This window comes from Virgibacillus sp. SK37 (assembly GCF_000725285.1).
GTDB lineage: Bacteria > Bacillota > Bacilli > Bacillales > Amphibacillaceae > Virgibacillus_Q.
Map to the genome: position 1 here is coordinate 570,234 of NZ_CP007161.1, position 12,264 is coordinate 582,497.

13 protein-coding genes are annotated in these 12,264 nt (G+C 35.9%); 6 read left to right on the forward strand and 7 right to left on the reverse strand.

All coding sequences use genetic code 11. The features are described 5' to 3' along the window. The first annotated feature begins 86 nt into the window (after nucleotides 1–86). Complete coding sequence (locus X953_RS03005; RefSeq protein ID WP_232217765.1) at nucleotides 87–1,298, forward strand: FtsW/RodA/SpoVE family cell cycle protein; 1,212 nt, start codon at nucleotides 87–89, stop codon at nucleotides 1,296–1,298. A 15-nt stretch (nucleotides 1,299–1,313) separates the two neighbouring features. Here the strand turns inward: X953_RS03005 and X953_RS03010 are convergent, their stop codons facing one another. Further along, nucleotides 1,314–3,266: an ABC-F family ATP-binding cassette domain-containing protein gene (locus tag X953_RS03010; RefSeq protein WP_040954294.1), complete on the reverse strand. Its 1,953-nt coding sequence runs from the start codon at nucleotides 3,264–3,266 to the stop codon at nucleotides 1,314–1,316. Between the two features lie 132 nt (nucleotides 3,267–3,398). Here X953_RS03010 and moaC point away from each other — a divergent pair, with 132 nt between their 5' ends. Further along, entirely contained in the window at nucleotides 3,399–3,908 is a 510-nt protein-coding gene (moaC, locus tag X953_RS03015; RefSeq protein ID WP_040954295.1) for a cyclic pyranopterin monophosphate synthase MoaC, read from the forward strand. Continuing rightward, a complete protein-coding gene (locus tag X953_RS03020; protein ID WP_040954296.1) occupies nucleotides 3,895–4,542 on the forward strand; it encodes a redox-sensing transcriptional repressor Rex in 648 nt (215 codons plus the stop codon). Before moaC ends, X953_RS03020 begins: the two co-directional genes overlap by 14 nt. 48 nt (nucleotides 4,543–4,590) lie before the next feature. Here the strand turns inward: X953_RS03020 and X953_RS03025 are convergent, their stop codons facing one another. Both X953_RS03025 and X953_RS03030 read right to left on the reverse strand, forming a co-directional pair. After that, a complete protein-coding gene (locus tag X953_RS03025) occupies nucleotides 4,591–4,791 on the reverse strand; it encodes a YdiK family protein (protein ID WP_040954297.1) in 201 nt (66 codons plus the stop codon). A gap of 4 nt (nucleotides 4,792–4,795) precedes the next feature. After that, entirely contained in the window at nucleotides 4,796–5,500 is a 705-nt protein-coding gene (locus X953_RS03030; RefSeq protein ID WP_040954298.1) for a CPBP family intramembrane glutamic endopeptidase, read from the reverse strand. Between the two features lie 302 nt (nucleotides 5,501–5,802). Here X953_RS03030 and groES point away from each other — a divergent pair, with 302 nt between their 5' ends. Together groES and groL are read left to right on the forward strand one after the other, a co-directional pair. After that, nucleotides 5,803–6,087 (forward strand): co-chaperone GroES, encoded by a 285-nt coding sequence (groES, locus tag X953_RS03035; protein ID WP_019375572.1) that lies wholly within the window; start codon nucleotides 5,803–5,805, stop codon nucleotides 6,085–6,087. A gap of 56 nt (nucleotides 6,088–6,143) precedes the next feature. Beyond that, the gene (gene groL, locus X953_RS03040; RefSeq protein WP_019375573.1) at nucleotides 6,144–7,781 is read left to right on the forward strand and encodes a chaperonin GroEL; all 1,638 of its coding nucleotides are present in this window, start codon (nucleotides 6,144–6,146) and stop codon (nucleotides 7,779–7,781) included. Nucleotides 7,782–7,863: 82 nt separating this feature from the next. Here groL and X953_RS03045 read toward each other — a convergent pair whose 3' ends face one another. From X953_RS03045 to X953_RS20370, 4 genes are all read right to left on the reverse strand, one after another. Further along, nucleotides 7,864–9,075 carry a site-specific integrase gene (locus X953_RS03045; RefSeq protein ID WP_040954299.1) on the reverse strand — a complete coding sequence of 404 codons (1,212 nt, stop codon included), beginning with the start codon at nucleotides 9,073–9,075 and terminating at the stop codon, nucleotides 7,864–7,866. 75 nt (nucleotides 9,076–9,150) lie between these two features. Next, complete coding sequence (locus X953_RS03050; RefSeq protein WP_040954300.1) at nucleotides 9,151–10,413, reverse strand: recombinase family protein; 1,263 nt, start codon at nucleotides 10,411–10,413, stop codon at nucleotides 9,151–9,153. A gap of 6 nt (nucleotides 10,414–10,419) precedes the next feature. After that, complete coding sequence (locus tag X953_RS19695; RefSeq protein WP_156958433.1) at nucleotides 10,420–10,590, reverse strand: hypothetical protein; 171 nt, start codon at nucleotides 10,588–10,590, stop codon at nucleotides 10,420–10,422. A gap of 74 nt (nucleotides 10,591–10,664) precedes the next feature. Then, on the reverse strand, nucleotides 10,665–10,799 hold the full coding sequence (locus X953_RS20370) for a hypothetical protein (protein WP_255351017.1): 135 nt from the start codon (nucleotides 10,797–10,799) through the stop codon (nucleotides 10,665–10,667). Nucleotides 10,800–11,439: 640 nt separating this feature from the next. Here X953_RS20370 and X953_RS03055 point away from each other — a divergent pair. Continuing rightward, a complete protein-coding gene (locus X953_RS03055; RefSeq protein WP_040954301.1) occupies nucleotides 11,440–12,207 on the forward strand; it encodes a hypothetical protein in 768 nt (255 codons plus the stop codon). Nucleotides 12,208–12,264 lie beyond the last annotated feature (57 nt).

The window sequence follows — 12,264 nt, forward strand, 5'->3', positions numbered from 1 at the left end:
CAATTGTCTGTGGATATTGTGTATAACTTTGTTAACAACCTTTCTTTCTTCATGTTGTAGTTCCTGACATCTGTGGATAACTTATATTGAACAATCGTTTGATTAAGCAAAAGAAATTTGGTGATTTGGTGTCAAAAAAACAATCTTATTATATACAGAACGACTTAATCTTTATATTTTTCCTGTTTGTATGTGTGAGCTTATTATCTATCTATAACGCACAACAGTTGGAACAGTATGCTGGAGAGAATTTTGTTTTAAAGCAAATTGTCTGGTTTACAATTGGAGTGGGAATTATTGCTGCAATTCAATTTCTCGATTTAGACCAGTTATATAAAGCTAGTATTTATATTTATGGTTTTGGACTATTAATACTAGCTATTTTACTCGTAAGTCCGGATAGTATTGCGCGAGAAATAAATGGGGCTAAAAGCTGGTTTACCTTCCCTGGTTTGTCGTTACAGCCAGCTGAGTTTACTAAAATGGCTACCATTTTATACTTAGCTGCTACAATTGATAAACATAAAACAAAATATGGAATGCAAACCTTAAAAACAGACACACTCCTATTGGTTAAGCTCTTGATCATTATTGCATTACCTGTCCTGTTGATTATGAGGCAACCTGACTTCGGTACCGCTATGGTTTATTTGTTTATAGCGGGAATGATTATTATTCTGTCAGGGATTGATTGGAAAATCATTATGACATTAATTTTGGCAGGAGCCTTATCTGTTACGGCAGCACTTGGATTTATCATTAAATTTCCGAATCTGGCACAACAAGTAGGTGTAGAAGCATACCAAATTGATCGAATAATGACATGGTTTGATCCATCTCAGCAATCCAGTGATGCGACTTTTCACTTTGATAGGGCATATATGGCTTTAGGTTCAGGTCAGTTATTTGGTAAGGGAATGGATAACCTGCAAGTATCATTTCCTGAGGCACACACGGATTTCATTTTTGCGGTTATAGGAGAAAGCTTTGGCTTCATTGGCAGTGCACTAGTCATCTTTTTGTATTTTCTACTTTTATACAAACTGGTGACATTAGGCTTAAGTGTGTATAAGCACAGCCCATTTGGTTCCTATTTATGCTTTGGATTTTTAAGTATTCTACTTATCCACATTTTTCAGAATATCGGCATGTCTCTTGGGATTATGCCAATTACGGGAATACCTCTCTTGTTGATAAGTTATGGAGGTAGTTCTGTGTTATCCACAATGATCGGCTTAGGGGTTATATATAGGGTAGCAGTAGAGCATACCATCCACAATGATTATCTATTTAAATAAAATTGGCCCCTGCCTTTATAGAAGGCGGGGGCTTTTTTTCATATAAACTTCCTCTTGTAATGCTGTCCATTCTTCCATCCAATTGTCTACTTGTTGTTTTAGTTCACTCGTTTGCTGTGTTAATTCAAGTGCTTTTTCGTGATCTTGATATACTTCCGGTTGTGTCATTTTTTCTTCTAATTTCTCAATCTCCAGCTCTTGATTTTCAATTAACTCTTCCAGTTCATTAATTCGTCGCTGCATCTTTCTTTTTTCGCTTTGCAGTTGCTTATCTTCTTTAAACGTTCTTTTTCTCTGATCGGTTGTGTTCACAGTTTCCTCAGTTTGCTGAAGTCTTTTTAATTCTGCTTGCTCTTCTTTTTTCTCGAGATAATAATCATAGTCACCAAGATAAGAAGTAATTCCATCTCGTTGCATTTCAGCAACCTGATCCGTAATTTTATTTATAAAATACCTGTCATGTGATACAAAAATAATTGTACCAGGGAAATCGTTCAAAGCTGCTTCAAGTACCTCTTTACTATCAATATCCAAATGGTTGGTAGGTTCATCGAAAATAAGAAGGTTTGCCTCTTGCATCATTAATTTGGCTAGAGCAAGTCTTGCTTTCTCACCACCACTTAATGAAGAGACCACTTTTAATACATCATCACCTGAGAAGAGGAAGTTACCAAGAACAGTCCGAATGTCCTTTTCATTTACAGTCGGATACTCATCCCATAATTCCATGAGTACTGTCTTGGAAGAGGATAAGTCCGCTTGTTCCTGATCATAATAGCCAATCTGAACATTCGTCCCAAGCTGGATCGTGCCATTCGTTTGCTTATGTTTTCCTAAAATAATTTTTAATAAAGTAGTCTTGCCTATCCCATTAGGGCCGACTAAGGCTACTCGTTCTCCTCGATTTACGTGAAGCTTCACATTGGTAAACAAATTCTGGTTTTCATCCGGATAGCGAAAGGATAACCCATCTGCTTTTAACACATCATTCCCACTTCGAGTCGCAATCTGAAATGAAAAAGAAGCAGAAGCCTCATCACCAAGAGGTCTATCTATTTTTTCCATTTTCTCTAGTTGCTTTCTTCTACTTTGTGCTCGTTTGGTTGTAGAAGCCCGTACAATGTTGCGTTGGATAAAATCTTCCATCTTTTTAATTTCGGTTTGTTGCTTTTCAAACTCTTTTAGTTCCTTTTCGTAATCGATTGCTTTCTGTTCGAGAAACTTGCTATATGAACCATGATATTTTTTAGTTTTATGGCGAGAAATTTCATAAACAATCGATACGGTCTTATCTAAAAAGTATCTGTCATGGGAAACGATGACAATGGCGCCTGGATAACTAACGAGATAGCCTTCCAGCCAGCTGAGTGTATCAATATCCAAATGGTTGGTCGGCTCATCCAGAATTAGCAATTTCGGTTTTTTCAATAATAATTTACCTAATGCCAATCTTGTTTTCTGGCCACCACTTAAGTCGCTTATGGGTGTTTCATAATCTTTATCGTGAAAATGCAAACCATTTAGGACAGCTTTAATGTCTGCCTCATATGTATAACCACCATCACGCTGAAACGCTTGTTGCAACTCATCATACTGCTGTAGTACTCTTTCGTATTCTCCATGGCTTAACTTCGCAGCCTGCTCCATCTGTTGTTCCATAGAACGAATCTGCTTCTCAAGGCCGAGAAGATGTGCAAATACTTCTAGCATTTCATCCCATATCGTTTTGCCAGATTCCAGTGTCATATGCTGAGATAGATATCCCATCGTTAGATCCTTTGGTTTTAATAGCTCTCCACCATCATGAGAGAACTCTCCTGCCATAATTTTTAACAGGGTAGATTTGCCAGCACCGTTTCTTCCAACAATAGCTATTCTTTCATTATCTTTTACTTCCATTTTTATATTCGACAAAATCTCTTCTGCGCCAAATGACTTAGAGATCCCATTTAACTGCATTAATATCATTATTTTCACCTCATCTCTTTTAGTGTATCTCAAAATGAATTGGCGAGGCAATATTATTGTGAATTTAGTCACGACTTCCAGACTTATTTCTGCTAGAATAGAGAGGAAGTTCAATGTATTGGAGATGAGCTTATGTCTGAATTCACGCATTTTAATGAACAAGGCAGAGCAAGAATGGTGGACATTAGTGAAAAGAAAGAAACAGAACGCATAGCTGTCGCAAGGTCAAGTGTTCAAATGTCCGAAGAAGTTTATAAAAAAATTACTCAGAACGAGATAAAAAAAGGTGATGTACTAGCTGTGGCCCAGGTTGCCGGGATTATGGCAGCTAAGAAAACCTCAGACTGGATTCCAATGTGTCATCCATTACAGCTTAAAGGAGTGGATATTTCCTTTGAATGGCTGATTGGAGAAACTTCCTATGATTTGCAGATTGAAGTATTTGTTAAAACTAAAGGTAGCACTGGGGTAGAGATGGAGGCGTTAACTGCAGCATCTGCCAGTGCACTTACCATATATGATATGTGTAAAGCAGTGGATAAAGGAATGATTATTGGCCAAACATATTTACTGGAGAAAAAGGGCGGTAAATCTGGTGATTACAGTTTGGATGAAAGAAGGAATAACAATGGATCAAAATAAAATACCTCAGGCAACAGCAAAGCGTTTACCATTATATTATCGTTTTTTAAATAATCTGAATCAACAAGGAAAGAAAAGGGTATCTTCGAAGGAATTAAGTGAAGCAGTTAAGGTAGATTCTGCGACAATCAGAAGGGATTTCTCTTATTTCGGAGCTCTAGGAAAAAAAGGGTATGGGTACAATGTGGAATATTTACTTGGTTTTTTCCGTAAAACCCTTGATCAGGATGAAACGACAGAAGTAGCATTGATTGGTGTAGGTAATTTGGGTACAGCATTTTTGCATTATAATTTTATGAAGAATAATAATATTCAAATTCAAATGGCCTTTGATGCAGACCCGGAAAAAGTAGGTACAGATATTGGTGGTGTGCCTATTTATCACATTGATGATTTAGAGAAAAGTTTGAACGGAATTAAAGTGGCGATTTTGACTATACCGGCAAATGAAACGGACAGGGTAACCGACAGATTGGTTGAGCAAGGGATTGATGGAATATTAAATTTTACACCTGCACGGATTACGGTTCCAAATCATATTCGGGTTCATCATATTGACCTTGCTGTTGAATTGCAGGCACTGGTTTACTTCTTAAAGCATTATCCATTACAAGTCGACCAAACAGATAATTAAGTTATAGGCCAAAAGTCAAAATAAAAAGAAGAAGCAGCGTTGGAGAAGCTACTTCTTCTTTTTATTTTTCATTTGATAATGCAATCTGAAAAGTCGAATACCTACGCCAATTTCTAATGTCGCGAATAGAGCCAGCACCATTGTCGTAACATTCCATATTGTATCTCCCGCGCTGATAATGGCAATATAGGTGAAAAATATCCCCATTGCAAAATAGATAATTGCCATTGTCCTTGGTGAAATTTTCATGAATTTAGCCTCCAAAAATAATTGCTTGCAACTGCTCCAATTGCTGTTCCAGTTTTTCTGGATCTATATTAAACTGGGCAAGCACTACTGTTGTATTCATCGCCATATGGACAATGATTGGAACAATGATCCGCTTTGTTTTTACATAAAGGAAAGCAAATACAAATCCCATGGAAGCATACACGAGAAGATGCTGCGGTTCTCCATGAATGATCCCGAACACAAGAGCTGATAGCAACGCAGCAATAATAAAGTTCGTCCTTAGATATAGCTGCCCAAAAATGATCTTTCGAAAAATAATCTCTTCCAGTATTGGTGCAATAAGTGCAGGGATGATCATAAATAAGGGAGTTGCCCTTGTTACATCCATGATCAACTTAGTGTTTTCAGAACTCTGCGTGATACCGAATACTTTCATTTCGATTGTTGCAGAAATACCCTGAGCCAAAAAGGCCATGATCAGACCGATAATGGACCATGCAACCATTTCCCCTCCGGAAGAAGCGTCTCGCTGGCTTCCTTTTTTCATTTCAGGCTTCATTAATAATAAAACAACAATCAAGCCGAGGATAAAGCTTATGATCGACCAGTAAACAACAGCTTGATGTTCTGTTAGTGGTAATAAAATGTAAAGCAGTGGGGCAAACAAGAGCCCTGAGAACTGCATGATTATATAAGAAATAATTACCCACCAATATCTTTTCGTCAAATCGCAACGATCCCTTCATGTGTTGGAATGCCTTTTGTTGGTAAAAAAGGTTTTGTTTAGTGTATGTTAGAAAAACAAGTTGTAGAAACAAACAACCTGTATCTAAATATTTTAGCATAAAATAGAATTTGCTTATAATAGAATGGTTTCGAAGGAGAAAAGAGTAAAAAAACTAAAAAATTAATATATCTCCTACTTGCATTTTGTTATGGAATTATTTATCATAATAATTGGGATTAGCACTCGGTGTATTAGAGTGCTAACAAATCAAAAATGAGAATAGAATTAAGGAGGCTTTCCACATGATTAAACCACTAGGAGATCGTGTAGTAATTGAGCTTGTTGAGCAAGAAGAAAAAACTGCAAGCGGAATTGTACTTCCAGACTCTGCAAAGGAAAAACCACAAGAAGGTAAAGTAATTGCAGTAGGTTCAGGACGTGTTACTGAAAATGGTGAGAAAATTGCACTTGAAGTTTCAGAAGGTGACCGCATCATTTTCTCTAAATTTGCTGGCACAGAAGTTAAATACGAAGGCACTGAATACTTAATTCTTCGTGAAAATGATATCTTAGCAGTAGTTAGCTAAAAATCAATGAATAAAGAATAAATATACTTATCAAAGATTTCAAGGAGGGCATTTACATGGCTAAGGAAATTAAATTCAGTGAAGACGCACGTCGCGCGATGCTACGTGGTGTAGATACATTAGCAAATGCAGTTAAAGTAACTTTAGGGCCAAAAGGTCGTAACGTTGTTTTAGATAAAAAATTTGGTTCCCCACTCATTACAAATGATGGTGTTACCATTGCAAAAGAAATTGAACTTGAAGATCATTTCGAGAACATGGGTGCACAGCTTGTATCTGAAGTTGCTTCCAAAACAAATGATGTAGCTGGTGACGGTACAACAACTGCAACTGTACTTGCACAAGCAATGATCCGTGAAGGTCTTAAAAACGTTGCATCAGGTGCAAATCCTGTTGGCGTACGTCGTGGAATTGAAAAAGCAGTTGAAGTAGCTGTTAACGAATTAAAATCAATTACAAACCCAATTGAAAGTAAAGAATCCATTGCACAGGTTGCAGCAATCTCTTCTGGTGATGAAGAAGTAGGTAACCTGATTGCTGAAGCTATGGAGCGCGTTGGTAATGACGGTGTTATTACAATTGAAGAATCTAAAGGCTTCAATACAGAGCTTGAAGTAGTTGAAGGTATGCAATTCGATCGTGGATATGCTTCTCCATACATGGTTACTGACCAGGATAAAATGGAAGCAGTTCTTGAAGATCCGTATATCCTAATCACAGATAAGAAAATTGGTAACATCCAAGAAGTATTACCAGTACTTGAGCAAGTAGTTCAACAAGGTAAACCACTTCTATTAATTGCAGAAGATGTAGAAGGTGAAGCACTAGCAACACTTGTTGTTAACAAGCTTCGCGGAACATTCAATGCTGTAGCTGTAAAAGCTCCAGGATTTGGTGACCGTCGTAAAGCAATGCTTGAAGATATCGCTACATTAACTGGTGCAGAAGTAATTACAGAAGATCTTGGTTTAGATCTGAAGAGCGCAACAATTGACCAATTAGGTCGCGCTTCTAAAGTAGTTGTTACAAAAGAAAACACAACAGTAGTAGAAGGTTCAGGTAATCCTGAAGCAATCTCTGCACGTGTAGCACAAATCCGTGCACAAGCAGAAGAAACTACTTCTGATTTCGATAAAGAAAAATTACAAGAGCGTCTTGCTAAATTAGCTGGCGGTGTAGCAGTAATCAAAGTTGGTGCTGCAACTGAAACAGAACTTAAAGAACGTAAACTACGTATTGAGGATGCATTGAACTCAACTCGAGCAGCAGTAGAAGAAGGTATTGTTGCTGGTGGTGGTACTGCATTTGTTAATATCTACAATAAAGTAAGCGAGCTAAACCTTGAAGGTGACGAAGGAACTGGAGCAAGTATTGTACGTCGTGCAATGGAAGAACCAGTTCGTCAAATCGCTCACAATGCTGGTCAAGAAGGATCTATCATTGTTGAACGTCTAAAAGGTGAAAAAGTAGGCGTTGGTTATAATGCAGCTACTGGCGAATGGGTAAACATGATCGAAGCAGGTATTGTTGACCCAACAAAAGTAACTCGCTCTGCATTACAAAACGCAGCATCTGTAGCAGCTATGTTCCTAACTACCGAAGCAGTAGTAGCTGACCTTCCAGAAGAAGACGGTGCAGCTGGCGGCGGAATGCCTGACATGGGCGGCATGGGTGGAATGGGCGGCATGATGTAATAAGCCGTTCCAACCCTTGATATGAGTGGGTTTTTAAGTAAGGTGAGAGTGAAATGCTCACATTTTGCTCACATTGAGGATATTAACGGAGGCTTCTCATTAGTTCACTGAACTTTTGAGAGGCTTCTTTTTTCATTTCTTGGGTTACATGAAGATACACATTTTTGGTAATTTGGTCATCCGTATGGCCAAGCCGATCCATAATTTGTTCGAGTGAGACACCTGCCTCAGCAAGAAGTGACGTATGAGTGTGTCTTAAACTATGCGGAGTCAATTCTTCCTTTAGGCCCGCCATTCGAAGCAGCCTTTTCATACGGTCTCGAACGTTTTTTATCACAATCGGGTAACCAAACTGTCGCTCCATCTTTGCGAAGATAAAATCTTTGTTGTAATAGTCGTCATCTAATCGCTTTATTACTTGATTTTGATTTTCCTTGTGATCTTTTAAAGTTTGAATAACATCTTCATCTACTACAATTTTTCGCCTTGATTTTCGGGTTTTCGGTGTGACTAATTGGTACTCCACAGCATTATTTTTTGGATTATAATACGTCTTGGTAATACTTATCGTGTGGTTTAAGAAGTCTACATCTTTCCACTTGAGAGCAACTAACTCTCCAACTCTAATTCCAGTATAGGCGAGAATTAAAAACGCCAAATAATCATGTTCAAGCCCATATTGTTTTGCGGTTTTTAAAAACAAGGCAAGCTCTTCTTTTTCAAGATACTTTGGTACTTCTTCTTCCTCTAGTTGTTCAATCGTTTTCTTGTCTTTTTTAACATAAGCGAATTCCGTCGGATCTTTCTTAATTAGCTCCAGTTCTAATGCTTTTCGAAAAATCATTCTTGCCGTTCGATTGATTCCCTCCCTTGTGCTATCAGATAACCCTTGATCTTTTAAATCATTGAGAGCATCTTGATACATTTTTCTTGTAATGTCTCTTAATTTTAATTGAGCAAAGTAGGGTAACAATCTTCCAATTTCATGGAGACGGACTCGAATTGTTCCGAGCTTTACATTTTTTGACTCACTGTAGATAGGAAGCCACTCAATTGCAAAGTCGCTAAAGGTCTTATCTGTTTCCTCTAAATATGTTCCTTCGTTTAGTTCGTGGATTAGAGTAGCCACAGCTTCTTCAGCTTCCTGCTTCGTGTTAAACCCACTTTTTACTTTTTGTCTTCTTTTACCGGTAACTGGATCGATTCCAATATCAACGGTGAAAGCCCACTTTGCACCACAAGAGCATTTTTTCTTTTTACACTTACATCCTCTTCTGTAAAAGTATCCTTTCATTTCATTAAAAAACCTCACTTTCTCTGATATTTTTTGTTACAAATGGATATTATCCCCACATTGGAAATGATTAATTCAATTCTTGAATTGAGGAAGCAAATGAATGTCAATATAAATATCTTCAATTTCTTTCTTAATATTTCTTGATTGTTTTACGAGTTGCTTAAAACTTTTCGAATTATTTGGTGAATATTTCACTGTGATTTGACGATGAACGGAATCTAACTCATAGTTAAGTTTAGATAACTCCTGCTTGTATTTAATTTCAACTTTTCTTAAATAGGAGAAGAGATCAACTTTCATTGCATCAGTATCTATATTGTGAATGATAGATTCTAAGTGGTTTTTAATTATTTCGTTGTACTTATCGACTTCGATTATTATTTCTCTATGCTTTCGTTTACATACAAAATATCCGCTACTTGTCAATGAAGTAGAGCGGAAATTCATATACTGCTTGCACTCATGGCAAATAGGATGAATAACGGCATTATTTGAAGAGTTTATAATTGCATCTTTTGTTGCTTGTTCCATCTCTTTAACTACTTCTTGCATAGTCATAAACTCTCCATATGAAATAATAGGTTCCACATGGTTTAACTTTTCATATCCATATGTGGTTTCCATATACCCGCAGTAAAATGGGTTTTGAAGATACTTCAATAAATTATCATAGCTTTTATTCTTGAGTAGCTTTTTGTATTTCATTAATACCTCAAAAAAATCTTTTGAAGTCTCAGTTTTCATTATGTCATGAAAAAATGCATGAAGTTTTTCGCTTAGCTCTTCTTTCGGAATATACTTTACATTCTTTTTCTTGCCTTCACGTTTATATCCAAAAATTGATGAGGGAAACTGCTTTTGTGTATCAGTTTTCCTGTTTGTAATATTTTGACCCTCACTTTGGGCGAAAATCCCATAAAGTGCCTCGATTGCTAGCTTCTTAGAAAATGCAGGCTGTTTTGTAGAAGTAAATATCACATCTACGTTATATTCATAGAATTCTTTTACCAGTGCTACATATTCGTAAAAGTTGCGGGCTAAACGATCTCGGCTATACACAATAATTGTTTTGACCTTTTTTTGCTTAATCATTTTTCTAAGTCTGAGTAATTCCCCACGTTTATCCAATCCAACTTTATTTGCAGAGACATCCTTATCATTTAACCATATGACTTTTTCTGCTGGTATTCCATGATTGTTTATATAAGCTTCTGCAAGAGCAATTTGTTTCTGGATATCTTGTTGTGCTGTACTTACCCGGCTATAGACAGCAATAAACTCTTCATATAACTTTTCATAATCTAAATAATAATAGTTGTTATCATATTCATTCATATTGTTCTACTCCTTTTCAATGATATTTTGACTCTCCATCAATAGCTTTCCTTTGGTTTTTGGATCTAAATCCAGTTGTTCGATGAAGATTTTTTCTATTAACCTCTTCATGAAGTAATAGGATTCCTCTTGTTGCTCCTCATTAAAAGACACTTTCACTACTGCCTTTCTTGACATCTAATACCTACCTCCCGTCGCTTTTATTACTCCAATATGGACGAGAGATAGGTGATTTATACTAGAAATATCTCTTAATCATTTATTTTTAATTCCAATTGATATGATAGATTCACATTAGATTCCTCATCATCTATAGGAACAATTACAACAGTTGGTTCACTTGCTGGGGTTTTCAGTTCCTGTAGAAGCTGCAGTAGATTTTGCATGATCTACACTTTCTCCTTTCATATAAAATTGATTGAACCGCTCGATGATGTTTTTGGACACACCCACTGATTCACAATTATCATGAATACCTTTTATCCATTCTTGGCTAGAAAAATTATTTTGCATTATATTTCCTCCATTTTTTATATAGATCACGATAAAAAGTCCGCAGCCCATGAATATCAACTAAAGAGTTGATCAATTCATGTAACCTGCGGACTTCGCTTGTTGGTTACGATATTTAATTAACCGGTTAATCAGAAATCATTATATCTTGGGATTCTGATATTTTAAGAGTCATTGAAATATTTCTTTGTGAAATAAAAATCAATACAATAAAAATAAGAAGAGGTGCATTTGCACCTCTTCCCTGTCAGACATACAAGTTGCACTAACAACTTCCTTAAAGTATTAACAATATTAGATAGAAATATAACGATCAGTACTATTATTTATTAATTTAGGTCTTTTATTGACATTTTTCACCAAAAAAATGAAAATAGTATTATAGACATGTGAACTACATTAAGTCTTTGCTATGAAAAGCTCTATTTGATTTAACAGTCATTTGGAAACGTTCCCTTTTTGTAGGTCTATGAAAAATAGAAGTGTAAAATATTTAAAGAGCGATGTGATATTATGCAACTAACTACAACTATATTTAACTCAAAAACAGTATTTGATAACAATTATCAAATACATATAATTGATGTTGAGGACTATTCACAAGCGCTTTTAGAATATATAAATGAACATTTTGTATCTATTTGCGAAGGGGATAGTGGTAGTGACATAGACACAGTCAAGCAAAGGGCAAGAGATTTCTTTGAAAGGAAATCGCTTTCTACTAAGATGGGGGCAATTGCTGAATTCTTTGTCCATTTATATTTAAAGGATCAGGGATATAAGCAGGAGTGTACTTATTTTAACCTTGAAGAAAATTCAATAAAAAAAGGGTTTGACGGTTACTACTCCAAAGATGATATAGAATGGATCATGGAGAGTAAATCAGGAAGTATAGATAGTAATAATAGTAAACACTGGAATAAAGTAAAAACGGCATACGATGATTTGAAAGATAAGTTCAATGGAAATGTTACAAATAACCCTTGGAAAAATGCATATAATCATGCATCACAAATTGATGTGGGGACGGAACAAAATATAAGGAAAAATATTAAAATGCTATCAGATAATTTTACTAGGAAAAATTACCCTTTAATTAGTGATTTTAATATTATTCCAGCATCAACAATTTTTTTGAATGGTCAATGGGAGAACCAAGACCTTGATGAATTGAGCGATAAGATTGTTGAACTAATTTCTGAGTTTAAATATAAAGATATAATTATAATTTGTATTACAAAGAAATCAGTTGAACAATTTTTGAATTTCATTAATTCCTAAAATGGGGGGAGAAATATTAATAGAACAGAGAAGTCAAAACTAACAAACATAAATAAG